Source organism: Actinopolymorpha sp. B11F2, assembly GCF_040195635.1.
In the GTDB taxonomy this organism is placed as follows: domain Bacteria; phylum Actinomycetota; class Actinomycetes; order Propionibacteriales; family Actinopolymorphaceae; genus Thermasporomyces.
Genome location: NZ_JBEFTX010000008.1, coordinates 125,734 through 151,986, shown reverse-complemented (window position 1 = coordinate 151,986; position 26,253 = coordinate 125,734). Strand labels below are relative to the sequence as shown.

25 protein-coding genes and 2 pseudogenes are annotated in these 26,253 nt (G+C 69.4%); 14 read left to right on the top strand and 13 right to left on the bottom strand.

From position 1 onward, the window contains the following. Nucleotides 1-265: 265 nt before the first annotated feature. Nucleotides 266-1,219, top strand: a complete 954-nt coding sequence (locus ABN034_RS16615; RefSeq protein WP_349329272.1) for a sigma-70 family RNA polymerase sigma factor — start codon at nt 266-268, stop codon at nt 1,217-1,219. A gap of 179 nt (nt 1,220-1,398) precedes the next feature. After that, nucleotides 1,399-2,586, top strand: a complete 1,188-nt coding sequence (locus ABN034_RS16610; protein WP_349691912.1) for a carbohydrate kinase family protein — start codon at nt 1,399-1,401, stop codon at nt 2,584-2,586. A 44-nt stretch (nt 2,587-2,630) separates the two neighbouring features. Here ABN034_RS16610 and ABN034_RS16605 read toward each other — a convergent pair whose 3' ends face one another. The 5 genes from ABN034_RS16605 to mgrA all read right to left on the bottom strand — a co-directional run bounded on the left by ABN034_RS16605 (nt 2,631) and on the right by mgrA (nt 6,669). Next, nucleotides 2,631-2,786 carry a hypothetical protein gene (locus ABN034_RS16605; RefSeq protein ID WP_349691911.1) on the bottom strand — a complete coding sequence of 52 codons (156 nt, stop codon included), beginning with the start codon at nt 2,784-2,786 and terminating at the stop codon, nt 2,631-2,633. Between the two features lie 124 nt (nt 2,787-2,910). After that, complete coding sequence (locus ABN034_RS16600; protein WP_349691910.1) at nt 2,911-3,795, bottom strand: MetQ/NlpA family ABC transporter substrate-binding protein; 885 nt, start codon at nt 3,793-3,795, stop codon at nt 2,911-2,913. Further along, nucleotides 3,792-4,481, bottom strand: coding sequence for a methionine ABC transporter permease (locus ABN034_RS16595; protein ID WP_349691909.1), 690 nt, complete (start codon nt 4,479-4,481; stop codon nt 3,792-3,794). The genes ABN034_RS16600 and ABN034_RS16595 overlap by 4 nt, the downstream gene beginning before the upstream one ends. Continuing rightward, on the bottom strand, nt 4,478-5,470 hold the full coding sequence (locus ABN034_RS16590) for a methionine ABC transporter ATP-binding protein (protein WP_349691908.1): 993 nt from the start codon (nt 5,468-5,470) through the stop codon (nt 4,478-4,480). Before ABN034_RS16590 ends, ABN034_RS16595 begins: the two co-directional genes overlap by 4 nt. A 173-nt stretch (nt 5,471-5,643) precedes the next feature. Beyond that, nucleotides 5,644-6,669, bottom strand: coding sequence for an L-glyceraldehyde 3-phosphate reductase (mgrA, locus tag ABN034_RS16585; RefSeq protein ID WP_349691907.1), 1,026 nt, complete (start codon nt 6,667-6,669; stop codon nt 5,644-5,646). Nucleotides 6,670-6,908: 239 nt separating this feature from the next. On the opposite strand from mgrA, the gene ABN034_RS16580 reads away from it, so the two are divergent. Together ABN034_RS16580 and ABN034_RS16575 are read left to right on the top strand one after the other, a co-directional pair. Continuing rightward, nucleotides 6,909-7,589, top strand: a complete 681-nt coding sequence (locus tag ABN034_RS16580) for a GOLPH3/VPS74 family protein (RefSeq protein ID WP_349691906.1) — start codon at nt 6,909-6,911, stop codon at nt 7,587-7,589. Between the two features lie 172 nt (nt 7,590-7,761). After that, nucleotides 7,762-8,844, top strand: a complete 1,083-nt coding sequence (locus ABN034_RS16575; protein ID WP_349691905.1) for a glycoside hydrolase family 172 protein — start codon at nt 7,762-7,764, stop codon at nt 8,842-8,844. 30 nt (nt 8,845-8,874) lie between these two features. On the opposite strand, the gene ABN034_RS16570 is transcribed toward ABN034_RS16575, so the two are convergent. Both ABN034_RS16570 and ABN034_RS16565 read right to left on the bottom strand, forming a co-directional pair. Beyond that, nucleotides 8,875-9,900, bottom strand: a complete 1,026-nt coding sequence (locus ABN034_RS16570) for a LacI family DNA-binding transcriptional regulator (RefSeq protein WP_349691904.1) — start codon at nt 9,898-9,900, stop codon at nt 8,875-8,877. Nucleotides 9,901-10,088: 188 nt separating this feature from the next. After that, complete coding sequence (locus ABN034_RS16565) at nt 10,089-12,824, bottom strand: hypothetical protein (RefSeq protein ID WP_349691903.1); 2,736 nt, start codon at nt 12,822-12,824, stop codon at nt 10,089-10,091. 224 nt (nt 12,825-13,048) lie between these two features. Here ABN034_RS16565 and ABN034_RS16560 point away from each other — a divergent pair, with 224 nt between their 5' ends. The 3 genes from ABN034_RS16560 (at nt 13,049) to arfB (ending at nt 16,600) form a co-directional block, all read left to right on the top strand. After that, nucleotides 13,049-14,263: a LacI family DNA-binding transcriptional regulator gene (locus ABN034_RS16560; protein WP_349691902.1), complete on the top strand. Its 1,215-nt coding sequence runs from the start codon at nt 13,049-13,051 to the stop codon at nt 14,261-14,263. A gap of 2 nt (nt 14,264-14,265) precedes the next feature. Beyond that, a complete protein-coding gene (locus ABN034_RS16555; protein WP_349691901.1) occupies nt 14,266-15,987 on the top strand; it encodes an ABC transporter substrate-binding protein in 1,722 nt (573 codons plus the stop codon). 241 nt (nt 15,988-16,228) lie between these two features. Beyond that, nucleotides 16,229-16,600 (top strand): alternative ribosome rescue aminoacyl-tRNA hydrolase ArfB, encoded by a 372-nt coding sequence (arfB, locus tag ABN034_RS16550; protein WP_349692015.1) that lies wholly within the window; start codon nt 16,229-16,231, stop codon nt 16,598-16,600. Between the two features lie 57 nt (nt 16,601-16,657). Here arfB and ABN034_RS16545 read toward each other — a convergent pair whose 3' ends face one another. Next, on the bottom strand, nt 16,658-17,086 hold the full coding sequence (locus ABN034_RS16545; protein WP_349691900.1) for a hypothetical protein: 429 nt from the start codon (nt 17,084-17,086) through the stop codon (nt 16,658-16,660). A 158-nt stretch (nt 17,087-17,244) separates the two neighbouring features. Between ABN034_RS16545 and ABN034_RS16540 the strand changes: the two genes are divergently transcribed. Further along, nucleotides 17,245-18,183, top strand: a complete 939-nt coding sequence (locus tag ABN034_RS16540; RefSeq protein ID WP_349691899.1) for a spermidine synthase — start codon at nt 17,245-17,247, stop codon at nt 18,181-18,183. Between the two features lie 14 nt (nt 18,184-18,197). Here ABN034_RS16540 and ABN034_RS16535 read toward each other — a convergent pair whose 3' ends face one another. From ABN034_RS16535 to ABN034_RS16525, 3 genes are read right to left on the bottom strand one after another with little or no spacing between them, the layout of a single operon-like run. Then, nucleotides 18,198-18,515, bottom strand: coding sequence for an MTH1187 family thiamine-binding protein (locus ABN034_RS16535; protein WP_349691898.1), 318 nt, complete (start codon nt 18,513-18,515; stop codon nt 18,198-18,200). A 5-nt stretch (nt 18,516-18,520) separates the two neighbouring features. Next, nucleotides 18,521-19,393 (bottom strand): acyl-CoA thioesterase II, encoded by an 873-nt coding sequence (tesB, locus tag ABN034_RS16530; protein ID WP_349691897.1) that lies wholly within the window; start codon nt 19,391-19,393, stop codon nt 18,521-18,523. A gap of 19 nt (nt 19,394-19,412) precedes the next feature. Continuing rightward, on the bottom strand, nt 19,413-20,117 hold the full coding sequence (locus tag ABN034_RS16525) for a FadR/GntR family transcriptional regulator (protein WP_349691896.1): 705 nt from the start codon (nt 20,115-20,117) through the stop codon (nt 19,413-19,415). Nucleotides 20,118-20,311: 194 nt separating this feature from the next. On the opposite strand from ABN034_RS16525, the gene ABN034_RS16520 reads away from it, so the two are divergent. From ABN034_RS16520 to ABN034_RS16510, 3 genes and pseudogenes are all read left to right on the top strand, one after another. After that, the gene (locus tag ABN034_RS16520) at nt 20,312-21,235 is read left to right on the top strand and encodes a dihydrodipicolinate synthase family protein (RefSeq protein WP_349691895.1); all 924 of its coding nucleotides are present in this window, start codon (nt 20,312-20,314) and stop codon (nt 21,233-21,235) included. Continuing rightward, nucleotides 21,232-22,314 carry a sialidase family protein gene (locus tag ABN034_RS16515; protein WP_349691894.1) on the top strand — a complete coding sequence of 361 codons (1,083 nt, stop codon included), beginning with the start codon at nt 21,232-21,234 and terminating at the stop codon, nt 22,312-22,314. Before ABN034_RS16520 ends, ABN034_RS16515 begins: the two co-directional genes overlap by 4 nt. Before the next feature lie 219 nt (nt 22,315-22,533). Beyond that, nucleotides 22,534-22,653: pseudogene (locus ABN034_RS16510) on the top strand (ribonuclease domain-containing protein); the annotation flags it as partial. Nucleotides 22,654-22,788: 135 nt separating this feature from the next. Here the strand turns inward: ABN034_RS16510 and rbsK are convergent. Further along, entirely contained in the window at nt 22,789-23,814 is a 1,026-nt protein-coding gene (rbsK, locus tag ABN034_RS16505) for a ribokinase (protein ID WP_349691893.1), read from the bottom strand. A gap of 78 nt (nt 23,815-23,892) precedes the next feature. Here rbsK and ABN034_RS16500 point away from each other — a divergent pair, with 78 nt between their 5' ends. Beyond that, nucleotides 23,893-24,810 (top strand): phytanoyl-CoA dioxygenase family protein, encoded by a 918-nt coding sequence (locus tag ABN034_RS16500; RefSeq protein ID WP_349691892.1) that lies wholly within the window; start codon nt 23,893-23,895, stop codon nt 24,808-24,810. Here the strand turns inward: ABN034_RS16500 and ABN034_RS16495 are convergent, their stop codons facing one another. Further along, entirely contained in the window at nt 24,811-25,560 is a 750-nt protein-coding gene (locus ABN034_RS16495; protein ID WP_349691891.1) for an EcsC family protein, read from the bottom strand. Between ABN034_RS16495 and ABN034_RS16490 the strand changes: the two are divergent. Beyond that, nucleotides 25,484-25,729 (top strand): annotated as a pseudogene (locus tag ABN034_RS16490) (SDR family NAD(P)-dependent oxidoreductase); the annotation flags it as partial. The gene ABN034_RS16495 and the pseudogene ABN034_RS16490 sit on opposite strands and share 77 nt — an antisense overlap. 49 nt (nt 25,730-25,778) lie before the next feature. Next, on the top strand, nt 25,779-26,210 hold the full coding sequence (locus tag ABN034_RS16485) for an SDR family NAD(P)-dependent oxidoreductase (protein WP_349692018.1): 432 nt from the start codon (nt 25,779-25,781) through the stop codon (nt 26,208-26,210). Nucleotides 26,211-26,253 lie beyond the last annotated feature (43 nt).

Sequence of the window (26,253 nt, the reverse complement as noted above, 5' to 3'; positions counted from 1 at the left end):
AAATCCGTCCGGGGACCGATGTGGGTGATTGGCCACGCCCGGACAATGCCCAGCGGCAAGACCTCGGTATGCCCGACAACGGACGGATCCACACCTCGTCACGACGCCCGGACGATCACGGTGTCGGGACTATCGAGGCAGGCCGCTACGCATGAACCGGCCCGCACCGGGAATTCGGTCGGACACCTGAGACGTTGAGCTGGTGACGGATCACCCGAGCGGTTCGGTGATCCGCGTGTCGGAGCTGGGAGGACACACTTTGCCACTGCGCCGTCGTCATGCCGAGGACTACGTCGAAGATCGCGATCTCGTGGGTCGCTATCTCGACGAGATCTCGCGTACGCCGCTGCTCGACGCGGCCCAGGAAGTCGAGCTTGCCAAGGCGATCGAAGCCGGTCAACTAGCTGAGCAGCTGCTGGACAACCGCCTCGGCGACCGCGGGCGGGTTCCGGCGCAACCGACCCCCGACGAGCTGGTGTGGATCAGCGACGAGGGCCGCCGCGCCAAGCGGCACTTCCTGGAGGCCAACCTGCGGTTGGTGGTCTCCATCGCCCGCCGTTATGGCCGATCGGGCCTACCCCTGCTCGACCTGGTGCAAGAGGGCAACACCGGACTCATCCGGGCAATCGAGAAGTTCGACTACACCAAGGGCTACAAGTTCTCCACCTACGCCACCTGGTGGATCCGCCAGGCGATCACCCGCGGCATCGCACAGCAGGCCCGGGTCGTCCGGCTGCCGGTCCACGTGGTCGAAGACCTCAACGCGCTCGGTGCCGCGCGGCGCGCGCTCGAGCGTGAGCTCGGCCGCGAGCCTGACAACGCAGAGCTCGCCGCCCAACTCGGCGTCGGCGAGAGCCGCGTCGAGGAACTCGTGAGCTGGGGCCGCGACCACGTGTCGCTCGACGTCACCGTCGACGACGACGGCGAGACCTCGCTCGGCGACCTGGTCGCGCGCGACGTGATGCCGGGCCCGGACGAGACCGTCGTCGCGGCCGAGTCCAGCTCCCGTCTCGCCGCGCTGATCGAGACCCTCGACGCCCGGTCTGCGGAGATCGTCCGGCTGCGCTACGGCCTCGACGACGGACGGCCGTGGAAGCTCGCCGAGATCGCCGAGCGCTTCGGCCTTTCCCGCGAGCGGGTCCGCCAGCTCGAACGCGACGCCCTCCACCGCCTCCGCAAGCTCGCCGAGCCAGATCTCGTGGGGCCCAACGCGGCCTGACCTGACGTTTTCCTACGTTCCCAACCCCCGTGGCGTCCCGGCCGGTGCTTCCGGCCGGGACGCCTTGGGTTCGGGTCGGGCGCACAGCAACGTCTGCTATCCGCCCGACATCGGTGGTACCGCCACGCTACGGTGGGTCCCCACATCGGGGAGAACGCGCGATCAGCAAGGGAGAGTCGATGGACACGGCGGAAGAGCAGCCGGGTCCGGACCTGGGCGACGCCGCCGCAGGCGGTCACCTCGGCTCGACGCCCTGGGAGCTCGGCCGGGTGGTCGGTCGAGGGCCGTCGCATGATCCGTTAGCCGTTCTTCGTACCACTGACGATCCGCCGTTCGACGTCTTCGTCTCCGGGACGGTCTTCCTCGACATCATCTTCACCGGCCTGGGTGCACCGCCGGAGAGCGGTACGGAGATCTTCACCGAGGGCATGGGGTGTTCGCCCGGTGGCGTCGCCAACCTCGCGATCGCGCTCTCCCGGCTGGGTCTGCGTACGTCCTTGGCGGCGGCGTTCGGGCACGACGTCTACGGCGACTTCTGCTGGCGGACCCTCGCCGAGCAGGAGGACGTCGACCTCTCCGCATCGCGGAGGTTCCCGCACTGGCACTCACCGGTCACCGTCTCGCTGGCCTACCAGGCCGACCGGAGTCTCATCACACATGCCCACGACCCGCCGCTCAGCCCGGACGAGATGATCAGCTGCCAGGGCGTCGCACACACCCGGGCATGCTTCGTCGATCTGGGACCGGAGGCCGAGGACTGGACGCGCAGGGCTGCCGCGGACGGCGCCAGGGTCTTCGCCGACGTGGGCTGGGACCCGACCGAGCAGTGGTCGCCGGCCCTGTTGGATCGGCTCAGCGACTGTTACGCGTTCCTGCCGAACACCCCCGAAGCGCTCGCGTACACCCGGACGACGACCCCTGAGGATGCGCTCTCGAAGCTCGGTGACCTGGTACCGGTGGCCGTTGTGACCCGCGGCAGCCGGGGCGCGTTGGCGGTCGACAACGAGACGGGTGAACGCGCCGACGTCCCGGCGCTGCCAGTGGAGGCGTTGGATACGACCGGTGCGGGTGACGTGTTCGCCGCCGGATTCGTCACGTCGACGCTCGCCGGCTGGCCGCTGCTGCACCGGCTGCGGTTCGCGAACCTGTGTGCCGCCCTGTCGGTGCAGCATTTCGGTGGGTCACTGTCCGCGCCCGGGTGGGCAGACATCGCCGGATGGTGGCAGGTGGCCAAGCGGGTGCCCGGACTCGGTGACGTGGCGAAGGACTACGCGTTCCTCGACGACGTCGTACCGCAGGCTCCCGTCGGTGCCGTGCGCAGGGCGTCGGCCACCATCGGCTTCCAGACCGGGGGCATCGAGCCCTGATCGCGCCGCGCGCGGAGTGCCTCCGCGGCGGCGCGGCAGGAAGGTCAGCCGCCGGAGTTGCGCTTGACCCAGCCCCAGGCGCTCGTGGCGAGGAACAGCACCAGAGCGATGATCCCGAGCCACAGCAGTGACTTGAAAAGGAAGCTGATCACGGCGATCGCCAACCAGACGGCGGCAATCACCAGCAGGATCTTCAGCATCGTCCACCTCCTGGTGCCCCACTCTACGGCGTAGGACGATCATCCACCTCGCCCACGAACCCGGAACCTCCCCCTAGGGGTTACTCGGATCTGAAGACGTCCCGCGACGGCGGCGGCACATGTCTCAGGACGCCGGCATGATCGTGTGGTCGTAGGTGTCTTCGATGAACGCCTTCACGCTCGGCGACCGCAGCAGTTCGGCGAGCTTGCTGACCTGCGGATCGTCCTCGTCGCCGGCACGGACGAAGAGCCCGTTGACGTAGGCGTTACCGTCGGCGGGCTCCAGCACCAGCACCTTGCCCCCTGCTGCCGTCAGGCCGGTCCGCTGGGCGGTTGACACGTCGACCACCGCGGCGACGGCGTCGTCGTAGCCGCGCGGCATCTCCTCCGCCGGCACCTCGGTGATCCGTACGTGTTTCGGGTTTGCGGTGACGTCACGGACCGTCGCCTGCGTTCCCGCACCTTCGCGGAGGCGAACCACGCCGTGCGCCGCGAGGAGCCGCAGGGCGCGACCGGCCTTTGCCGATTCGCTCGGGATCAGGACTTCGCCGCCCTCCTCCAGATCGGACACGCGCGCGATGGTCGAGGAGTAGACCGCGAGCGGTTCGACGAAGACCGGTGCCACGAAGGCAAGACCTCGGCCCGGCATCACCTGTCCAAGGGCCGCCGCCTCCGGGTCGTTGCGTACGAACGCCACGTCGATGAGCTTGTCGCGGAGCGCCTCCTTCGCCGCGGCCGCGTCGGTGAAGCGCACCGGATCCAGCTCGAATCCGAGGGCCGGGGCGACGGCCTTGTCGACATGGGCCAGGATCTCGCCGTCCGGGCGCGGCGTGACGCCGACCTTGAGGACTCGCGGGGTGCTGAACGACAGCCCGATCGCCTCGGAGCTGCAGGCCGTAGGAGTCAGCAGGAGAAGGAACGCACAGAGCCCGCGGACCCACCGGGCGGGTGTCGACGGTATCCGCCCGGTGCCCCGGCGTGTTGCAGCCGCTCGCGCCGGCGCCGTCATCGCCGGTGCTCCAGCCGCCGGGCCACGAGGTCCCCGCCCACTTTCACGAGCTGGGTGAGGACGACGAACACGACGACGATCGCGGCGATGACGTCTGCCCGGAACGTCGAGTAGCCGTAGGTGATCGCCAACCGGCCGAGACCTTCGGGGTAGACGAAGCCGGCGATGGCGCTGTAGCCCAGCAGAACCACGATCGTCAACGCGAGCGCGGTGACGATACGGGAGAGGCCTTCGCGGAGCAGCACAGTCACGAGGATATGGCGGGTGCGCCCGCCCATCGCGTACGCCGCGTCGACGAGGCCACGGTCGACCTTGCCGAGACTCCGTTCGACCCGGCGGGCGAAGAAAGGGACGGCTGCGAGCGTCAGCGGGACGATGGCCGCGAGGACACCGACCGATTCACCCGCCAGTCTGCGGGTGAGGGGAATCGCGGCGATCAGGAGGACGAGGAAGGGCAGGGTGCCGCCCGTATCGAGGACCACACCGAGGATCCGGTGGAACCGGCTCATGTGCAGTGGCCCGCTCTGCCCGGTCGACATGAGGAGTACGCCGAGTGGAAGGCCGATGGCGACGGTGAGCAGCGTCGCGAGGGACACCATCGACAGCGTCGCGAGTGTCGCGTCGGCGAGTTCCGGCCCCACCGCGTTCCAGTTACTGAACCGTCCCTGATGTATGGCCTGACTCATAGGTGCACTTTCGGTGTGAGGTGAAGATCGGCGAACCTGAGCAGGGCCCTCTGGCAGTCCTCCCCCGGTCCGATCAGTTCGACACGCAGCCGACCGACGGACAGGCCACAGATCGTCTCGACGCCGCCGGCAACGACTGACACGTCGATACCGCAGGCCCTTGCTGTCTCGGTCAGCGCGATCTCGTGCTCGGCCTCTCCAGTGAAGGTGAGGTCGGCGAGCAGCCGGTCACGGTCGGCGCCTGTCACAGGGTCGGGAAGGGTGGGCAGCAGGGCTCCGGCGAGGTCGGAGTCGGGCCTGCGTAGCACGTCGGTCAACATGACGTGCTCGGCCACTCGCCCGTCACGCAGCAGGGCCACGGAGTCGCAGACGGCCTTGACCACAACGTGGTGCTGGGTGGCCAGGAGGACGGTGACACCGAACCGTCGCGCGAGGTTTCGTACGAGGTCGAGGACGTGGGAACCGGTCGCCGGGTCGAGGTCCCTGGTCGGCTCGTGGCAGAGCATCACCCGCGGACCGGCCACCAGCGCCCGGGCGATCCGAGCGCGCGAGCGGTCCAGGACGCCCAACTCGGCCGGGTAGGCGCCGGCGTACTCCGCCAGGCCCACCAGGTCGAGCATCTCGTCGACGAACAGGTCACGCTTCCGTTGGCGTACGCCCGCGAACTCCAGCGGCAGGCCGACGTTCCGCGCGATGGTCCGCTGGTCGAGCAATCCGGCATCGCCGGTGAGCATCCCGATGCCGTGGCGGGCGGACCTGAGCGCGGACCGGCTCGCCGCGGTCAGATCCTGCCCGGCGACGACCACACTGCCGCCGTCAGGGCGGTCGAGCAGGTTGACGCAGCGCACCAGCGTCCGCAGCGCGGACGCCGACTCGCCAATGACGCCGCAGATCTCGCCGGCCTCGACATGCAGGTCCACGCCGTCGAGTTGCACGATCTCGCGGCCGGAGAGCCGACGGTTCTTCTGGATGTCGTCCAGTTCGATCACGGGCAGTGCTTTCGAAGGGGGTACGTCGTGAGGACGTCCGCTCGAAGGAGGTGACTCGTCGCGGGTTCGGCGACCGACGAGAGGAGATCGTCGGGCACAAGCACGCGCGTAGTCAACCAGCGTGATCAACTTCTGTCGACACCAGGGGCGCGGCGCCCCCTTGCCGGAGGCACTCAGCTGGTGCTGGACCGCTTCCACAGGTTGATGCCGGCCTCGACCGCGTGGCCGTCGATCTCGGTGAGTTCGTCAGCGCTGAAGTCCAACGTATCGAGTGCGCGGACGTTGTCCTCCAACTGCTCGACGCTGCTGGCACCGATGAGGACGGACGTCATCTGCGGATGCCGCAAGGCCCACGCCAGTGCCATCTGCGCCAGCGACTGACCCCGTCTGGCCGCGATCGCGTGGAGCGCACGGACGTGTGCGAGGTTCTTCTCCGACAGTTGGTCGGGCGAAAGCGACTTCCCCTGCGACGCCCGCGATCCCTCGGGGATGCCGCCGAGGTACTTGTCCGTGAGCATGCCCTGGGCCAGGGGCGAGAAGGCGATGCAACCGACTCCCAGCTCGCCGAGAGTGTCGACGAGCGCTTCCTCGATCCAGCGGTTGAGCATCGAGTACGACGGCTGGTGGATGAGCAGGGGCGTGCCGAGATCGGCGAGGATCGCGGCGGCCTGCCTGGTGTGCTCGGGTGAGTACGACGAGATGCCGGCGTACAACGCCTTTCCCTGCCGGACGGCGGAGTCGAGCGCTCCCATCGTCTCCTCGAGCGGAGTGTCGGGGTCGAACCGGTGGGAGTAGAAGACGTCGACGTAGTCCAGTCCCATCCGGGAAAGACTCTGGTCGAGGCTGGACAGCAGGTATTTGCGCGATCCCCACTCGCCGTACGGGCCGGGCCACATGTAGTAACCGGCCTTGGTGGAGATGACGAGCTCGTCGCGGTAGGGCGCGAAGTCCTGGCGGAACAGCTTGCCGAAGTTGAGCTCGGCCGACCCGGCGGGAGGCCCGTAGTTGTTGGCCAGGTCGAAGTGGGTCACGCCGAGATCGAACGCCCGGCGCAGGATCGCGCGCTGCCGCTCGAGCGGCATGTCGTCGCCGAAGTTGTGCCAGAGCCCGAGCGACACGGCGGGCAGGTGGAGCCCGTTGCGGCCGGAGCGGCGGTATGTCATCCGGTCATAGCGATCTGCTGCAGCGTCATATCCCATGGCCCAGGAGTCTCCCACGCGGGTGGGACCGGCCCTCTGCCGGCTTCCGGAGCCGGACAACGACCGGGAAGCGGTGGAGTCCGTTCAGGTGTCCGCCGGTGGACGCGGTGCCTATCCTGGGACGTCGGTCGATGTCCGATGCCCCCATGTGTTGACCGATGACCAGCTGCGACCGATGACTGACGACCGACGACCGGGGCTGCTCGTCGGCACCCGGCAGACGGAACAGGTGCTCCCACATGCTCCTCGCTGAAGACCTTCTCCTCCTCCTGGTCGACGACGCCACCGGAAAACCCGTGACTGACGGGACGAAACTGGACCACGCGATCGCTGGTGCGCTCCTTCTCGAACTGGTCCTGCAAGGCAAGGTTGACGTCGCGGAAACGCGGGAGGAGAACGTCAGGAAGGGGCGGCTCGTCGTCCGCGACCACGCACCCGCCGGCGAACCGATCCTCGACGACGCTCTGACGTTCATCGCGGGCAAGAACGGAAAGAAGCCCGACAGCGTGATAGGGCCGCTCGGCAAGGGACTGCGCGCCCGGCTCCTGAGTGGCCTCGCGGACCGAGGCATCCTCCGCCGCGAGGAGGGCAGGATTCTGGGCATCTTCCCGACGACCAGGTGGCCGGCCGAGGATTCCCATCACGAGAACGCCTTGCGTGAACGCCTGCACGACGTCCTCGTGGTCGGCCTGACGCCGGACGACCGGATCGGGGCGCTGGTTTCGCTGCTCTCGGCCATCGACGTGGTACCGAAGGTCGTCGAGTCGTTGGACAGGCGCGCACTCAAGCGACGCGCGAAGGAGATAGCGGAGGGGGCCTGGGCCGCGGACGCCGTACGACGGGCGGTCGAGGCGGTCAACGCGGCCACTGTCGCGACGATCGCGGCGACGGCGGCAGCGACATCAGGCTCGGGCGGTTGAGAGCGCCGATAACGGTCGCGTCGCCCGCAACTTGCCCACCGACGAGGATGCCATTCACAAACTAACATACTAGCCTTTCAGGCCGACGTGCCTTCTTTCTTCACCACGCGACGTGGGTCCCCCGACAAACTTTGACATCCGCACCACACAGCGACCTGACGGAGTTGATCTCGTGACCTCGAATTTCGACGGCCTTGGTCTCAACCTCGGCAACCTCTACCGCCTCTCCGATGCGCAGTCGCGATCGATCTCGGCGGAGAACCCGACAGGTGAGCCAGGCAAGGGCGCGCTGGCGACCGAGGGCCTCGGCGCTGACGCGGCACGCGACCTCGGTACCGGCTGGAAGGTCAGCCCGGCCGTGAGCATCAAGGCGGGAACGACCTTCGAGGTCGCCGACATCGAAGGGCCGGGTTCGATCCAGCAGATCTGGATGACCCCTGCGGGCGAGGTCCGCTTCCTCATCCTGCGGATCTACTGGGACGACCAGGAGCAGCCATCGGTGGAGACCCCACTCGGCGACTTCTTCGCCTCGGGCTGGGGACCCTTCGCCCAGATCTCCTCACTCCCGGTCTGCGTCAATCCACGCAACGGGTTCAACTGCTACTGGCAGATGCCATTCCGGCGCCGCTGCCGGATCACGGTGGAGAACCTTTCCGAAAAGGATTCCGTCCTCTTCTATCAGGTGAATTACCAACTCACCCAGGTGCCCGCGGACGCGGCCTATTTCCACGCCCAGTTCCGGCGTACGAACCCGCTGCCATACAAACAGGACTACACGATCGTCGACGGGATTTCCGGGTCCGGCCACTTCGTCGGCACCTACGTCGCGTGGGGCGTCAACAACAACGGCTGGTGGGGCGAGGGTGAGCTGAAATGGTTCATCGACGGTGAGGATGCACCCACGATCTGTGGTACCGGAACCGAGGACTACTTCTGTGGTGCGTGGGCATTCCATGTCGACGGCAACTACCAGACCTTCACGACGCCGTACGCCGGAATGCCGCTCGTCGTGATGCCTGACGGTAAGGACCCGAACGCCGCGCAGAGCCGGTTCAGCCTCTACCGCTGGCACATCACCGATCCGATCCGGTTCCGCGACGGACTCCGCGTCACCATGCAGGCACTCGGCTGGCGCACAGGAACCCGTTATCTCCCGCTGCAGGACGACATCGCGTCGGTGGCGTACTGGTACCAGGCATTGCCGACGGCGGCATTCCCGGAGCTTCCCGATCGGGACTACCTCGAGATCATCTGAGCGGGCCTGCCTTCTGGATGAGGGGCGCCCTCATCCAGCGGAACGGCTGCGCTGCTGCGGCGGTGGCGCGGTCGAGTCTCGTGTCACGAGGCGTACGCCCAGACAGGTCACCCGCCGCGTCATCGCCGGCGCGGCCACCCGCTGCACGAGGTGCCAGATCCCCTGCGCGCCGAGCAGGTCGATGTCGACGTGGACGGTCGTCAGCGGGGGCGGACTGTGGGATGCCATCTCCATGTCGTCGTACCCGATCACCGAGCACTGTTCAGGCACCGCGATTCCACGCGTACGGAGTGCTTCGAGTGCACCCAGCGCCGTCGAGTCGTTGCTGGCGAAGACGGCGGTCGGCGGCGTCGGCAGGTCGAGCAACTGGTCCATGGCCGCGCGACCGGCGGGGAAGCTGAGGTCGGCCGACCGCTGGACGTAGCGCGGCGGCACCCGAAGCCCCTGCTCGGCGAGTGCCCGGCGATATCCCGCCACCCGGTCCGCGAGCGGCCGCAGCGCGGGCAGCCCCACGATCATCGCCGGCGGCGGGTCGGTGTGTCCGAGATCGAGAAGCGCCCGGGTGGCGAGATACCCGCCGTGCTCGTCCTCACTGCGTACGCAGTCGACCGGAAGGTCCTCGACAGTGTGATCCACCGTGACACAAGGCGTTCCCGCCTCCAGCAGGCGGCGGATGAACCGGTCGTCGAGCGAGCCGAGGACCAGCAGGCCCTGCGCCTGGCGCCGCGCGACGATGAGCGGAAGCTGTCTGTCGTCGGCGTCCTCCACCGTCTCCAGGGTGAGGGCGATCCCGAGGTCGGCACAGGCGCGCTGGGCGCCGTTGAGCACCTCCATGTAGAACGGATTTCCCGGCGAGGGGAAGTGCAGGCGGCGGGCGAGGATCCCGGCGGTGGTGAGCGCGGAACCGGCGGCCCGGGTCGACTGGCGGGGACGTCGGGTGTAGCCGAGTTCCTCCGCGGCGGCGACCACCGCGGCCTTGGTCTCCCGGGAAGCCGAACCCTTGTCGGACAGAACGCCGGACGCGGTGCCGATGGAGACTCCCGCGCGCTCGGCCACTTCCCTCAGGGTCGGCCGCCGCTCCGACGACATCCGCTCGCACCCACTCCCTGTGACGGCCGGCCTCGTGACCTGGCCACTCCGCGTAACTGCCGGCATGGTATCCAGGCAGCTGTCGCCCGCCGCTCCGCCCGCCCCCTCTGCCCGCCTCCTCCGTCCGCCGGCCAGCAGGTCAGCAGGCCAGCAGGTCAGTCGACCACGGGCGTCTCGCCGAAGTCGTAGAGCTCCGCCAGCGAGTGGGTGAGGTCGACCACCGGCTTGGCTTCGGTGATGTCACCCCGCCGATAGGCCAGGGCGTACGCCGGAAACTGGCCCGCGATGCTCGGCACCATCGTGGTGAACTTGCCGGGGCTCCCCCGCCAGCCGATCCGGTCCAGCGCGAAGAACTCCACGCCGCCCATGCCCTGCAGGGATCCGTACGCCGCCCAGAGCGCCACGGACTCGGCCTTGAACCGGTTGGGGTTGGGCCAACCCGTCTCCGACACGGTCTGCGGGAACCCCGCGATCCGGTGGAACTTCACCACGGCCGCGTCGGGCTCGGTCAGCGTGGACCGGTCGTCGAAGGTCTGCCCGACGTCGATCATGTAGCTCGACCCGAACCCCTCGTGCCGGCCGCCGAAGTACGCATCATGGCGGTCGACCACATCCGTTGCGGTATAGGTGTAGCGCTCCAGAGCGTCCATCGTCGACGGCTGCGCGGTGATCCAGTTGCTCGCCGTGATGAGGCTGCGGACTCCGAGGTCCTCGCGCCAGTACCGCACCGTGTCGGCGTAGAACCCACGCTGCTGCGCGACGACGAACTCCCGCTGGTCCCGCATCCGCCGCCTCATCGGTCCGTCGGCCGGATGTGCGTCGGAGGTCATCATCCACGCCTCCTGCACCACCATCCGGCCGTCGTCCGGGGCGTCCCCGTCGACCTCGCTGCCCTCACCCCAGGCGGCGAGTGCGTCCGCCGCCGAGCCGTAGCGATTGGCGAGCCAGGACCCGAACGCCGTGTCGAGGATCGCCAGGTGCCCTGCCGGGACGTTGCCCCGGGTGAAGGTCCAGAAGAAGAAGCTGTCCTCGTTCTGGATCTCGACGATCGCGACGCCCGGGTCGGCGGCGAGCGGCTTTCCGGTGTACGGATTGCGGGTTGTGAGCAGGGTGCGTGCCCACGCCCGGTGCACCTCCTGGAAGTCCGGGTCGAACATCAGCAGGGCGAAGGGGTTCTTGTTCTCGATCGAGTCGTACTCCGGGAAGCCGACGTCGGACCCCAGCTGGACCCACAGCGGGAAGTAGAAACTGAGGTGGGTGTAGATGCCCTCCCGCTTCATCGCGGCCGCGAAGTAGTGCAGCTGGTCGAGGTAGGCCATGTCCACGGCGGCGAGGTCGCCCGATGCCTCGTCGAAGATCGGGCCGTGGATCCGCACCATGTTGACGCCCCGCTTGGCGAGGAACCGCGCGAGGTAGTCGACCGAACCCGCGTCCTGCCGGACGATCTCCGGTCCGACGTTGACCGCCCAGAATCGGACCGGCTTACCACTGCCCAGGATGAAACGACCGCCGTGGCTGGTGACGAAGCCGCGCTCGCCGGCGGTGCGTTCGTTCAGGTGGCGCAGATCGATCGGGGACGTGGCGAACGCGTCGGCTCCCGGCTCGAACGCCGTGAAACCCGGGTTGGCCACGCGGCCGTACTCCCCCGGCCTGAACTTCCCCCGCGGGACGAACAACCCCGGCGTCAGCAGGAATGCGTCGAAGCACGACGTCAGCGCCTCACCCGGCCCGGCAAGCAGGCGTAGCTCGAACGACCTGCTGCCCGCGGCGAGCCGGACCTTCCCGGCATGCACCCAGTCCGCACCCAGGAACCGCCGGATGTAGGTGGAGTCGGCGAGCCCGAACGAGTCGTCGACGACCTGCCACTCGTCGTCGTCGAACCGCCAGCGGAACGGCCCGTGGTGCCAGAACTTCCGTACCCACAGGTGATAGTCGCCGCCGTCCGGCACGTCGACGTCGTAACGGGCGAACGCCTCCGGGTCGTCGGCGCCGCGGGTGCCGGCGTTGCTGAGCCAGTCGCCTCCGGACAGCAGGTGCTTCTCGTCCTCCGTAGGCGAGAACTCCGTCTGGTCGGGGAAGTTGGTCTCCGCCGGCGCCTCGCCCTCCCACCAGATGTACGGGATGTCCTCGCCGTCGGGAGCATCGTCGTCGCGCGGCGTGCGCGCGATCACGGTGTAGAGGGCGTCCGCGGGCAACGCCAGCCGGCCTCCTTCTCCGCTGCGTTCCACCGGCAGGGCGCGGTTGACATGGCCGTTGCCGTCGAGGACGTTCGCATGCGTCCCTGGCAGGTGCGCGAACTCCACAATCGCATCGATCTCCCGTACGCCGACCGGGTGGTCGCCCACGCCCGCGATCGTGTCGCCGTCGACCCTCCAGCCGTACGCCTCCTCCTCGGTCACCGCCTGGACGAGGACGAGCTCCGACGTACGCAGTGGGCGGTCGTCGAGAGCGGTCACCAGGACGGAGGCGTACTCGTTCCCGCAGGAGAGCACGACGTCGCCCAGGTCCAGCCGGCCCGCCGCCCCGAGGAAGCCGACCGCACCCTGGGTCCGCGCGGTCGCGATCGTCAGGACGCCGGTGCCGTAGTCCCAGGTGAGCTCGCCGGTCACGCTGCGGATCGTCTGCCGCTCCCGATCGAGGTACTTCGACAGGTCCGCCGCCCAGGTCCGGCTCGTGTCGTCGGTGAACCGGTTGCGTACCGTCCCGACCAGGAAGCTCAGCGGGTCCACCTCGGGCGGGGCTGCGAGGGCCGGGAGCGCGGAACCCAGCACGGGCTGCGGGAGGGCGGCTCCCGCGACACCCAAGCCGAGCGCACCGTGGACGAACGTACGCCGGGCCATCCGGCCGGCCGGGTTCTCTGCTGGATCGCTCGTGGATCGGGATCGCGTCATGGCAGAACCTCCTCGAATGTGGACTCCGGTCAGCTCGGTGGGGCGGAGACCTCGACGGCTGGGTTACCAAGAGGGAGGTGCGGATGCGTTCACAGTCTTGTTCAGTTGAAAATCTGAGAGTAGAACCGCATTTGAGCGAGATCCAGCCCTTGACCGCGCCGAAGCCGGACGTCTACGTTCACTGAACCAATTGAAATCTTGTTCTGAAAATCGGGGAAATATCAGTGGTCGGACAGCCGGGGAGGCGAACGACGTTGCGGCAGGTCGCCGAACGAGCGGGTGTGTCCATGGGCACAGCTTCGGCGGTGTTCTCCGGCCGGGCCGCGGTCTCCACCGCGTCCCGGCACGCCGTCGAACGCGCCGCGTCCGCACTCGGTTACCGGCCAGCTCTTCGCCGGACGACGGTCCAGCCCACAGACGACACGGCCGTCCCAGGTGTGCGGTCGATCGGCCTCGTCATCCGGCTGATGGAGCACTCCCTGCGGACCAACCCGTTCTACTCGTCGGTGCTGGAGGGTGCGCAGGGTGTGTGCGCCACGCTCGGGCTGAGTCTGTCGTACGAACTCGTCGTGGGCATCGACCGCCACGATCCCCTTCCGCTGTCCGTCCAACGCCGCGAGGCGCACGGCCTGCTGCTCGTCGGCTACCTGCCGGACCACACGGTCGACCAGATCACGGCGACCGGTGTGCCCTGCGTCCTCGTCGACAACGGCGTCTCCCTCGGCAGTACACACTCCCTCGGAGGTGCACACTCGCCCGGGGGCACGCACTCGCTCGGCGGTGTCCGTGGCGCGCGGGCGGCGACGCTCGACGCCGTACGCAACGACGACGAACGCGGTGGCTACCTCGCCGTCCGGCACCTGCTCGACCTCGGCCACACCGACCCGGTCCCGGCGATGATCGCCGGACCTGCGGAGTTCCCGTCCATCAGCGACCGGCTCCGCGGGTATCGCCGGGCGATCGTCGACGCCGGGTACACCGTCGATCCGGAACTCATCCGCACGACCACGCTGAGCCCGACAGGCGGTCGCGCGCAGATGGCCGAACTGCTTGACCTCCCGACTCCGCCGACCGCGGTCTTCTGCTGCAACGACGCCACCGCACTCGGCGCGCTCGCCACCCTGCGCGAACGCGGCATCTCCGTCCCGGAGGACATCTCCGTCGTGGGCTACGACGACATCGAGCTCGCCGGCCAGGCCGCCCCGCCACTCACCACCGTGCGCGTGGACAAGGAACTCATGGGCGCCCAGAGCGTCTGGCACCTCCTCCAACGCATCCGGCGCCCGGCGATGTCCGGCCGGGAGACCCTGCTCGAGGTTTCGCTGGTCGTCCGCGACTCCACCGCACCTCCCCGTCACCACTCCCTCAACCACCCCCACCACCACACCCACCCCCGGCCGCCCGATGGACGTCCGGAACCGCCGTCAAGGGAGCCGTAGCCATGGGCGATCCACAATCGACGTACTCGCCACTGCAGGAGATGGGAGGCACACTCACCCGGCGGAGCATGCTGCGTGCCTTCGCCGCCGGCGCCGTACTGACCACCGGCGGCCTTACGCTGTCGGGCTGCCAGAAGGACTCCGGAGCGGGCGGCGGTTCGGCTGACGTCACCCTCAAGATCGGTGGGGTGCCGAACGCGGACCCCTATCCCGTCATGCCGTCGGCTGACAAGCGGAAGAAGGACGCCAACGCCAAGGGGTACGCCGAGGCGCTCCAAGGCTGGTTCAAGCAGAATCCCGGCGTCAAGCTCACCCACATCAACGCCGACATCCAGGACACCGAAGCCCTCGTGGCGTCGGTCGGCGGTGGCACGGCGCCGGACCTGTTCATCGGCAACGTCCTGGGCAGCTGGGGATCGGGCAACATCCGCAACGCCTTCGTCCAGGGGCTCGCGGCCGACATCACCGAACTCGCGGAGAAGTACCAGTTCGGCAGGAAGCTCAACCCGGTCGTCAAGCCGGCATGGGATTTCTGGCAGCTCGACGGCAAGCGCTACGGACTGCCGTACGAATACTCCGGCGCCGGTCAGGGTCTCTACTACCGGCGGGACTTCCTCTCCGATGCCGGGATCTCCGACATCTCGTTCGACCGGACGTGGACGTGGCAGCGGGTCCGCGAGATCGCGAAGGCCACCACGTCGGGCAAGCGCAAGGGCATCGCCCTCGTCAACTGGAACTACTGGGCGTTCCTGTCCGCCAACGCGCACGGGCTTCTCACCGACGTACCCGCCCCCGACACGAGCTGGAACTGGCGCGCCGACTTCACCACCCACGCGGACACGTGGGTGCGGGCGGTCGAGCTGTTCCGGGGCATGGTCTTCGACGACGAGTCGGTGCGTACGGACATCACGTTCGACGACGGGCAGGCCAACGCGGCCTTCACCCGGGCCGAGGTCGGGATGTGGATGGGCAACCCGGCGGCTTTGGTCCACAGCCCCAATGACCCGGAGGCGGCGAAGTTCGTGTCGCCGACCGGCAAGCCGTACGAAGAGATCGTTGGCTGGATCCCCCTGCCGTTCGGGGAGACCGGCTTCTACGACGGCACCGCCCGCTACGGCAACGCGATGATCTCGTTCCGGCCGGACGCCGAGGACGACGTGCTCGACAAGGCGGTCAACCTGCACACCTACATGATGGGTCCGGGCCTCACCACGCAGATGAAGGTGATCAACGAGGAGACGAAGGACCTGCGCAACGTCTACGGCGGTTATGTCGGAGGTTCCATGATCCCGACGAACACGATGATCCCGGTGTTCGCCGAGAGCGTGGAGAACCTGCCCGGCAGCGCCGAGGAGGCGTGGGGCAAGGAGATCGTCGACGCCTACTCGGCCGGCACCAAGCTGAACCCGACCCCGCCGCAGGAGCAGTTCTTCCCGGCGGAGGAGAGCCCCGGTCCATCGGGAACGGCGTCCGACGACGCGATCAACCGGTGGGCGTTCGAACGGAAGGTCAGCGACATCCGGGCCGAGCTCGCGAAGCTCGAGCAGACGGTGAACAAGACCAACGACGGCTTCACGTCGAGCATCGACGACGAGGTGTTCGTCAAGTCCGCCCGGAGGTACTACGCCGCACTGGACAAGGTGTGGCAGCAGGAGGCGCCCGACTTCCACGCACAGGTCTACGCGCCGTGGTACGCCGAGAAGGTCCGTCCGGCCGTCGGCTGAGCAGGCGGCTCGCGGCTGAGCAGGCAGCTCGCGGCCGAGCAGGCGGCTCGCGGCTGGGCCTGGCCCGCGTGCCCGTGCGTAGGGTGGAGGTGGGCCTGGTCGACGACGGACGACCGGGCCTGCCTGCCGTCCACCTCCGAGGAGCTGTCCCGCCGTGCGTGATGACGAGCACCCCGACCGCGGGTCCGCCCGCGCGCCCAGGCGGGGAAGCGGGTTCGACCTCAGCGGCTACGCGCACGAGCTGTCATGGCGCTTCTCCCGCTCGGGCGGGCCGGGCGGCCAGTCGGTCAACACGACGGACTCCCGGGTGAGTGTGTCGTACGACCTCGCCCGGTCGGAGGCACTCAGCCCGGTCCTGCGCGAGCGTGCCCTGCGGCGACTGGCGGAACGGCTCGTGGACGGCGTCCTCACCGTCACCGCCTCTGACCAGCGCTCGCAGCTCGCCAACCGCCGCGCCGCCCTCGCCCGCCTGACCGCCCTCGTCGAGGACGCGACCGCTCCACCGCCCAAGCCCCGCCGGCCGACCAGGCGGACCAAGGGCGCGCACCAGCGCCGCCTCGAGGAGAAGAAGCGGCGCGGCGACATCAAGCGACTCCGCCAACCTCCGAGCTGAGACTTCTGGACGTTTCGGGCGTACCGCCCGAGGAGCTTTCTTGCCCGGCGCGCGGGGTCAGCGGTGCCCGCGGCGGAGCGCCTTGCGAGCGAGCGCCGGGAGATCAGGGACCTTCGGCAGCTTCGACATGTCCAAGTCGGGCAGCCGCCTTGATCCTGGTGGGGGCGGCGTGACCCGCAGACTCAGATCGGCGTGTTGGAGGACGTCGGCGAGCGGCACGTCGACGGCGGGGTAGCTCGCCACCGGCGTGTCCTTGGAAAAAACCACCCAGATCGGTTCGGCCTCGTGGAACACCCGAAGCACCGAGCCGTCGACCACGGTTGTCGCGTGGGTGAGCGCGCGCTTGCGATCAGCCTGCCGTGCCAGCGCCTTCTGGACCGCACGCTGCGCCGGCTCCCGGCCGTGCTTGATGGCTTCGTAGACGAGCGGGCCGTACTTCATCGCGTACGTCACCGCGGTTTTGGCGATCCGTCCCTTGCCGGCCACTGGTCACCTCCGCCGTGATCATGTCGTCCTCTGCAGTCTCGCACGCCCGGAGGTCGCAAGGCCCGGGACCTGGGTCCGGATCACCTGGGTCCGGATCACCTGGTCATCCACACCCACCTGCCGACCAGGGCCGCTGTCGGTCATGCCACGCTGGCGCCGTGCCCGACCGCCGTCCGCCCGCCCGCACCCGGCGGCAGCCGCGCAGGACTGACGCTGGACCGGCCGCGTACGCCGGCGCGCACGCGATCAGCACCGGCAGCGCGGAGCTCACGGTCGACCGCGATGACCCCGCGGGGTGGTTCGTGGTCGTCAACGGCGTACCCAGTTCGTATGTCCATCTCGACGATCCCACCCGGCTGGAGTTCGAGTACGTCCGGTGGATCGGCGACCTGCTCGACGTCCTCGACCGGGACGCGGCCCTGCCGGCGCCGCTGCGCGTCGCCCATCTCGGAGGCGGCGGCTGCACCCTCGCGCGGTACGTCGCGGCAACCCGACCAGGTTCACGGCAAGTGGTGTTCGAGATCGACGGGGACCTGGTGGAGCTGGTCCGCCGGGCCTTCGGGATCCGCCGCGACCAGGGTTTCCGGATCCGGGTCGCCGACGCTCGCGACGGCCTACGTACCCTCCCGGACGCCTCCCACGACGTCGTGATCCGCGACGTCTTCGCGGGCAACCAGGTGCCGCCGGCGCTCACGACGGTCGAGTTCTGTGCAGACCTCGCCCGCGTCATGGCACCGGACGGTACCTACGTCGCCAACGTCGCCGACCGCACCGAGCAGCGGCACGCCCGCGCGGAGGCGGCCACCCTGCGCGAGGTCTTCCGGCACGTCGCGCTGGTGGCCGAACCGTCCCAGCTGCGTGGCCGGCGTTACGGCAACGTCCTCCTGCTCGCGTCGAAGGCGCCCCTGCCGCTCGACCCGCTCACCCGGCGGCTCGCATCGGGTGCCGTCCGCGCGAGAGTCGTTCGCCCGGAACGCCTCGCCGAGCTGGTCGCCGGCCTGCGCCCGCTCACCGATCCCACCCCTTGGCCAGCTCACGACGACCCATGCCAATTCCCCACGAAACATGGCGAATGCACCGCGCAGCGTGGGGAATGATCCCGCATGCGTGATCATTCCCCGACGTGGTCTCCGTCGGCGAGGAGGCGCTCGACGCGTTGGACCTTGCCGGTGAGCTCTCCGGTGTGGCCGGGACGGATGTCGGCCTTGAGCACGAGGCCGACCCGGGGTGAGGTCGCTGCCACGACGTCGACGGCCTGCTTGACCACCGCCATCACCTCGTCCCACTCCCCCTCGATGTTGGTGAACATCGCGTTGGTCTCGTTGGGCAGGCCGGACTCGCGGACCACGCGTACCGCCGCGGCGACGGCTTCGCTCACGCTGCCGTCGTCGGCGCCGCCTGCGGGACTGATGCTGAACGCCACAATCATGCTGCCTACCCTGCCCCATCGAGACGCGGACGGATCAGCCCCTCCTGGACAACCGACGCGACCAGGCTTCCGTCGGTGGTGAACAGCCGGCCGGTCGCAAGGCCCCGCGCATCCGACGCCGACGGTGAGATCTGGTCGTAGAGCAGCCACTCGTCCGCGCGGAAGGGCCGGTGGAACCAGATCGCGTGGTCGAGCGACGCGGTTTGCAGGCCACGCGCCCCGATGTAGGTGTCGTGGGGCACGAGCGTGACACCGAGCAGGGTCAGGTCACTGGCGTACGCAAGAACGCACCGGTGCAGTACCGGGTCGTCCGGCAGCCGGCCGGCGGCGCGGAACCACACCCGCGCGCGGGCGGGATGGTCCGGGACGTCCGGCGTACCGCCACGGCGCGAGTCGCCCGCATAGCGCACGTCGAGCGCGGCCCACTCCTCCGCCCACGTGTCGCTCGGGCGCCCCGAGATCTTCTCGAGCACCTCGCCGAGTGTCGGGCACACGTCCGGAGCGGGTACGTCGGGTGCCACGTCCTGGTGGTCGAACCCGGTCTCGGGCACATGGAACGACGCCGACATGTAGAAGATCGTCCGGCCATGCTGTCGCGCGACCGTCCGGCGGGTGCTGAAGGACCGGCCGTCACGCAGCCGTTCGACGTCGTAGACGATCGGGACGTTGGTGTCGCCTGGCAGCAGGAAGTACGCATGCAGCGAGTGGACCGCCCGGCCCGGTTCGACGGTGCGGCTGGCGGCGACCAATGCCTGGCCGGCAACCTGTCCGCCGAACACGCGCTGCAGCCTGGTCTCCGGCTGGCGGCCGCGGAACAGGTTGTCCTCGATCTGTTCCAGATCGAGCAGGTCGAGCAGTTCATCCAGTGATCGAGGCACTTCCCCATCGTGCCAGGCCCTACGAACGCGACTCCGTACCGGCAGGGCTGACGGCATCGACCAGCCGGTCCACGCGTGCGCGCAGGTCGGCGAAGTGCGCACGCAGCAGGTGCCGCGCCCGGGCCCCGTCGCGGGAGCGGAGGGCCTCGACGATCCGCTGGTGGCTCGCGACCACCTGGGATCGGTCGACCGGTGGCGGGGCGAGCTCTCTCGCTACCTGGTGGTAGATGTCCCAGAACAGGCTGACCAGCTGCGTGGCGAGCTCGTTGCCCACGCCCGCGTACAACCGTTCGTGGAACCTGCGGTCGGCGTCGGCGAGTTCGCCGGTACGCATGGCCTCGACGGCAGCGTCGAGCGCTTCGAGGAGGTCGTCGTCCGCCTGGTCGGCGACGCGTTCGATCAGTCCCAGTTCGAGCAGCTCGCGGACCTCCACCAGGTCGGCGAGCGCACTCGGGTCGTCGCGGACAGCGAGGCGGGTACGAAAGAGCAGGCCCGGCGTGACGGCCGTGAGCGGGGCACTCCCCACGAACGTCCCGTAGCCGTGCCGGATCTCGACGATCCCCAGCGTGTGCAACGCGCGGAGGGCTTCACGGACGGAGTTGCGGCTCGCGCCCAACGTCGTCACCAGGACCGGCTCCGCCGGCAACGGCGAACCCGCCCGCAGCCCCTCGTCGAGGATGAGATCGACGATCCGGGCCTCGAGCTGCCGACCTGTCCCTGCCATGCACCAACCTTCAGCGAGTCCTGGGGCTCGGATGCTCCGTGTCCTGTGGGCACCGGCGCCCGTGTCCTGTGGGCACCGGGGCATAGGTCCTACGGGCTGTGGGGGCGTCCAGTGCCCTGAGCATCCGGCGCCTTGGGCTAGCCTAGCCGGCGGACATCCCACGTCCTACGTATGGCGAGACGAAGAGGTGGACCGTGGCTTCAGCCAGCACACCGTCAGGTGTCATCCCCCCGGTCTGCACGCCGTTCACCCCCGAGCGCGAGCTCGACATCGCGTCCCTCGAACGCCTCTGCGGCTTCCTCCTCGAGGCCGGCGTCGCCGGACTGTTCGTGGGCGGGTCGACCGGCGAGGCCGCCTACCTCACCGACGACCTGCGGACGCGAGTGCTGCAGGCAGTCGTGGGCTTCGCGGCGGGACAGGTACCCGTGGTGGCGGGGGCGATCGACATGACCACGACCCGCGTGATCGCGCACGCCCGGGCGGCCCAGAAGCACGGCGCTGACAGCCTGGTCGCGACCGCGCCGTTCTACTCGCCCACGCACCCGGCGGAGATCGCGGTCCATTTCCGCGCGATCAGGCGAGCCGTCGACCTGCCGCTACTCGCGTACGACATCCCCACCGCGGTCCACACGAAGCTGCCCGCCGACCTGGTGGGCGAGCTGGCCGCGGACGGCGTACTCGCCGGGCTCAAGGACTCCAGCGGGAACATCGACGGGTTCCGGGCCGCGATCGGTGCGACGGCGGGGGTGCCGTCGTTCCGGGCGTACACCGGGTCGGAGGTCCACGCCGACCTCGCGCTCCTCGCGGGCGGGCACGGCATCGTCCCGGGTCTCGGCAACGTCGACCCGGCCGGGTTCGTCCGCCTGTACGAAGCCGCGCGACGTGGTGACTGGCCGGCGGCCATGGCCGAGCAGGACCGGCTCCGGCGCCTGTTCGCGCTCGTCGGCGTCGGCGAGGGCCGGATGGGCTTGTACTCCTCGGCCATCGGTGCGTTCAAGGCGGCACTGCGGATGCGCGGGGTGATCACCCACGCGACGACCAGCCTGCCGATGATCCCCCTCGACGACCGCGAACTCGCCTCCGTCGCCCGGCACCTGGAGGAAGCGGGCCTGCGGTGACGCAGGCGAGGACGGTGTACGCCGCGGGGACCGACGGTTACGACACGTTCCGGATCCCGGCGGTCGTGGCCGTGGACGACGGCACGCTGCTCGCCTTCGCAGAAGGTCGCCGTCTCGGGCCTGGAGACGCGGGGCCGATCGACCTCGTCCTGCGGCGATCCGCCGACCGTGGGGCCACGTGGTCTGACCTCCAGGTCGTGGCGAGCGATCCCGGCAACACCGTCGGCAACCCGAGCCCGGTCGTGGATCCGGCGTCCGGCGATGTCGTGCTTCTCACGACCCGGGCCGCCGGGAGCGCGACCGAGGACCGCATCGTGCGGGGTGAGGTCTCTGCCGCCGAGTCGCGACGGGTCTGGCTGCAGCGCAGCACCGACGGCGGCGTGAGCTGGACGGCGGCGGTCGACCTCACCACCTCGACGAAGCGCCCCGACTGGCGGTGGTACGCCACCGGGCCGGGCCATGCCATCGCGCTGTGCCAGGGCCCACACGCCGGGCGCCTCGTCGTACCCGCCAACCACTCGACCGGCGCAGCGGGACACGGCGGGCACCTGCTGCTGAGCGACGACGGCGGACGATCCTGGCGGATCGGTGCGGAGGACCACTGCCCGCCCGAGCAACACCAGTCGGCCAGTTGGTGCGTACACGCCAACGAGTCGACGGTCGCCGAGCTCCCGGACGGGCGGATCTACGCCAACGCCCGCAACCAGGGCGGCCTCGCGCCCGCCCATCGCGCTCAGACCGTGAGCTCCGATGGCGGGGAGACGTTCGACCGGCCGTACGCACCAGTGCTGGCGCTCGCGACGCCCGTCGTCCAGTGCAGCCTGCTGGCCGTCGATAAGCGGTTGGTCTTCGCCGGGCCAGGTGATCCGGAGGTCCGGAGGCGACTGACTCTCTGCACGAGCCGGGACGCCGGCCGCTCCTGGACCGAGGAGGTCGTCGTCTCGCCGGGACCCGCTGCGTACTCCGATCTCGTCGACCTCGGCCGCCACAACGGCGAGCGCACGATCGGGGTGCTGTTCGAGAACGGCGACCATCGCCCCTACGAACGGATCAGCTTCACCCTCCTCGCCCTGCCGTGACGGGGGTCCACGCCTCTGACACTCGACCGGCGGCCAGGTCGCTCACGAGGGTGGCAGGAAGGTGTCTGCGGCGCGGCCCGTGGGCGACGAGCACGTGCGTGATCTTCCCGTTCGTCCGGGTCCGCCCTAGCGTTCCGATCATGGAGAACGCCACGAAGCCGCGGACCCCGCGAAGGCGCGAACCGTCTTCCCCGGGTAGCCCGCGCGGAGACAGTCTCACTGGTCCGGGCCGGTGGTCCGTTCCCTTATGACCAGGACGGGACTACGTACGAGAACCGCGAAGGCCTGCTCCCCGACCAGGACCTCGGCTACTACCGCGTCTACACCGTCCCGACTCCGGGAGCGCCCGATCGTGGCGACCGGCGGCTCGTCACCGGTGGTACCCAACCGACGGATCCGTCCACGCTCACTACACCGCCGACCACTACGCATCGTTCTGCCAGATCACCGGCTGAACCTCCCACGGGGAGCGGGTCAGCCGGTGGTCGCGGCGGCGCGGTCGATGGCGGCGCGGTCGGGCATCGACGTGCTCGCGCCCTCCTTCTGGACCGACAGGCCGGCAGCGACGGCCGACCACCGAAGGGCGTCCGGCATGGGGCGGCCCTCCCCCAGCGCGACAGCCAGGGCACCCACGAAGGTGTCACCCGCCGCCGTGGTGTCACGGGCGACCACCTCGGGCGCCGGTACCTCGAGCCGTCCGCCGTGCCGGTCCCGCCACAACGCACCCCGAGCGCCGAGTGTCACCACGACCTCGGGTACGACATCGAGGAGGACGGACGCGGCCGAGTCGACATCGGCGGCCCCTGTCAGCACCGCCGCCTCGTGCTCGTTCGGGACCAGCAGGTCGACCGACTCCAGGAGATCGCCTGTCAGCGGCTGTGCGGGAGCGGGTGTCAGGACGACCTTGACGCCGTGCCCCCGAGCCGCTCGCGCCCCATCGGTGACGGCGTCGAGCGGGAGTTCGAGCTGGAGCAACAACAGGTCGGCGTCGGCCAGCGCGGTATCCAGACCTGCGACGGGTTCGTGCACGGTGCCGTTGGCGCCGGGTACGACAACGATCGAGTTGTCGCCACCGCGCTCGACCAGGATGTGGGCGGTTCCGGTGGTCTCGGCGACACGGGCGACTCCGGCAGTGTCCACGCCGGCGCCCCGCAGAACCCCGAGCACCTGGTCGCCGTACGGATCCTCGCCCACCGCGCCGACCATCCGGACCTCTCCGCCGGCCCGCGCCGCGGCGATCGCCTGGTTGGCTCCCTTGCCGCCGGGGATCGTGAGGAAGCGATCCCCCGTCACCGTCTCCCCCATCGCCGGCGGTCGTTCCGTGAACACGACCAGGTCCATGTTGGCGCTACCGAGGACACAGATCCGTGCCGCCATCCGCATTTCCTCCTGGGCGTATCCGATGTGGTGGTCGAGTGTGACGAGCGGGTTGTGGTGGTCCGCTGCCGGTCGTGGCCCGTCCGGTTCTACGCCTTGCCGCTTCGTGCGGACGCGACCCATGCTGGAGGTCGTCCGCACCGGAGCCCACCGGCGATCAGGGCGATCGGCCGCGTCGTACGCCCGCAGAGGAGCCACCAGGTGACGATCTCGACCTTTCCCCCTCTTCGCGCTCAGGAGCGTACCCTCGACGCCGCCCCAGAGGCACTGGGCCAGCTCCGGCGTTCCGCCGACGCGGCCGACGATGCCGACGAGCTGCTCCGTCGGCTCGACGACGACGGGTATCTCTACCTTCCGGGCTACCTCGACCGAGACGAGGTACTCACGGCTCGGCTCGACCTCATGACGAGGTTGCAGGCCGACGGACTCGTGCAGCCTGGTACGGATCCGATGGACGGCATCCCCTCGGACGAGTCGTACCGCGGGATCCTCCACACAACCGCCAAGGCCAGCGCGCCACTGCAGCGCCTGCTCTACGCCGGCCGCACGGCCGCACTGTACGAACGGATCTTCGGCGAGCGAGTGCGACATTTCGACTTCACCTGGCTGCGCGCCGTACGTCCGGGCAGGGGGACGCCACCTCACGGTGACAGCGTCTTCATGAACCGGGGGACGCCGCGCCTGCTCACCGCGTGGGTGCCGCTCGGCGACGTCGACCTGCGCCTCGGCGGCCTCATCGTGCTCGAGCGCTCACACCGTGTCGACCGGCTCCGCCGCGACTACCACACCCGAGACGTCGACACCTACTGCGAGAACGACGAGGAGTCCACCGCCACGGCCCGCGCCGGGGCGTGGGAGTGGAACGGGTACATCTCCCCCGACCCGGTCCAGTTGCGCGACGACCTCGGGTTGCGCTGGCTCACGGCCGAGTTCGCGATGGGTGACCTGGTGACGTTCCCGATGTACACGCTGCACGGGAGCCTCGACAACACATCCGACCGGCTACGACTGTCCTGCGACATCCGCTACCAGCGGGCGAGCGAGCCGGCGGATCCGCGATGGATCGGGGCGAACCCCACCGCCCATGGCGCGGAGAGCAAGCGCGGCCTGATCTGCTGATCATTCCGGCGAGCGCGGGAGGTCCTCCGATACCGCCCGGGGCGGGAAGTGCTCGCGGGCGTGGTGGGCGATCCGACGGATCAGCAGGGCATCGAACGCCGCACCGACGAAGCCGCCGACGACGGGTATCGCGCGGCCGAACCTGCTGAGGCCATGTCGGCCGAGTTGGACGAACAGCCGGAACGCCACGCCCTTGTTCACGACCATGAGAGCGGCCGGCGACACACTTCGCAGTGCGTACGCCGCGACGCCGTTCACGCCGATCCCCGCATGCTTCACGACCTTCGAGGCGTCGCTGCCGGTCAGGGCGAGCAGGACCGACGTGCGTACGGCGTCTTCCTTCACGTCATGCCCACGGACGGCGGCGATCGCCGCGACCATCCGGGTCGCGATCAGGTAGAAGCCGACGACGTTGGCGGGTAACGCGACCGGCAGTGTGACGAAACCGCCGATGCCGGTGGCGAAACCCCCCGCAGCCGCGAGGCGGGTGTGGGTCGCGACGATCCGGTCGATCGCGTCCTCGGCGTCGGGATGCGCGCGCAGAGCACGCTCGGCCGCCCGATCCGCGGACGCAAGCCTCCCTCCGCCGTCGATCCCCGCCCGGAGGAGGTGCCTGACTGCCGCATCGGCGGCACGGTGGCCGCCAGCCGGATCCTTGCCCACGCCCTTGAGTATGCCTGGCCGGACCTCCTGTGCCACGACCGGACGGTCGATGCCATTTGCCGGATACGCGCGGAATGATGCGGCCATGACGTCGCCTGGTTGGACCGCGGACACGATCCCTGATCTCACCGGCCGAACCGCTGTCATCACCGGTGCGAACTCCGGACTCGGCTTCCAGACCGCGCTCGAGCTGGCCCGCTACGGCGCGACAGTGGTCATGGCCTGCCGCGATCTCCGCAAGGGCGAGACCGCCCTCGCCCGGATGAAGCACGAACTCGGTCGGGAGGATCGACTTCGACGACCTGATGTCCGAACGCCGGTACGGCCGGTGGCGGGCGTACGCACAGAGCAAGTTGGCGAACCTGCTCTTCGCGTTCGAGCTCCAACGCCGTGCCGAGCACACCGGACTGGATCTGGTCAGCGCGGCCAGCCATCCCGGCTACGCCGCGACCAACCTGCAGCATCCGTGGTCCCAGAGCAGGCCACCTGGGTGGCTGCTGCGCACCGCGGGAGATCTGGCGGCGCAACCCGCTGCCGCCGGTGCACTGCCCAGTCTCTACGCGGCCACGATGCCGGACGTGCGGAGCGGCGACTTCTTCGGCCCACGATGGTTCGGCCTACGCGGCTCGCCGACGCGGGTGCGAGCCGCGGCACGGGCGTACGACAGCGCGACGGCGGAGGCGCTGTGGAAGCGCTCCGCAGAGCTCACCGGTGTCGACTTCGCGGAGTTGGGGTGAACACGTGATCCGCACCGGTCGCGGCCGAGCATCCGCACATTCC

Excerpts from the sequence above, each read along its gene's own strand:
- ABN034_RS16525 (WP_349691896.1), bottom strand. The coding sequence starts at position 20,117 with ATGGCAGGGACAGGTCGGCAGCTCGAGGCCCGGATCGTCGATCTCATC.
- ABN034_RS16535 (WP_349691898.1), bottom strand. The coding sequence starts at position 18,515 with ATGATTGTGGCGTTCAGCATCAGTCCCGCAGGCGGCGCCGACGACGGC.
- mgrA (WP_349691907.1), bottom strand. The coding sequence starts at position 6,669 with ATGGGATATGACGCTGCAGCAGATCGCTATGACCGGATGACATACCGC.
- rbsK (WP_349691893.1), bottom strand. The coding sequence starts at position 23,814 with ATGGGTCGCGTCCGCACGAAGCGGCAAGGCGTAGAACCGGACGGGCCA.
- ABN034_RS16565 (WP_349691903.1), bottom strand. The coding sequence starts at position 12,824 with ATGACGCGATCCCGATCCACGAGCGATCCAGCAGAGAACCCGGCCGGC.
- ABN034_RS16610 (WP_349691912.1), top strand. The coding sequence starts at position 1,399 with ATGGACACGGCGGAAGAGCAGCCGGGTCCGGACCTGGGCGACGCCGCC.
- ABN034_RS16580 (WP_349691906.1), top strand. The coding sequence starts at position 6,909 with ATGCTCCTCGCTGAAGACCTTCTCCTCCTCCTGGTCGACGACGCCACC.
- ABN034_RS16605 (WP_349691911.1), bottom strand. The coding sequence starts at position 2,786 with ATGCTGAAGATCCTGCTGGTGATTGCCGCCGTCTGGTTGGCGATCGCC.
- ABN034_RS16600 (WP_349691910.1), bottom strand. The coding sequence starts at position 3,795 with ATGACGGCGCCGGCGCGAGCGGCTGCAACACGCCGGGGCACCGGGCGG.
- ABN034_RS16595 (WP_349691909.1), bottom strand. The coding sequence starts at position 4,481 with ATGAGTCAGGCCATACATCAGGGACGGTTCAGTAACTGGAACGCGGTG.
- ABN034_RS16495 (WP_349691891.1), bottom strand. The coding sequence starts at position 25,560 with ATGGCCGCATCATTCCGCGCGTATCCGGCAAATGGCATCGACCGTCCG.
- ABN034_RS16555 (WP_349691901.1), top strand. The coding sequence starts at position 14,266 with ATGGGCGATCCACAATCGACGTACTCGCCACTGCAGGAGATGGGAGGC.
- ABN034_RS16485 (WP_349692018.1), top strand. The coding sequence starts at position 25,779 with ATGTCCGAACGCCGGTACGGCCGGTGGCGGGCGTACGCACAGAGCAAG.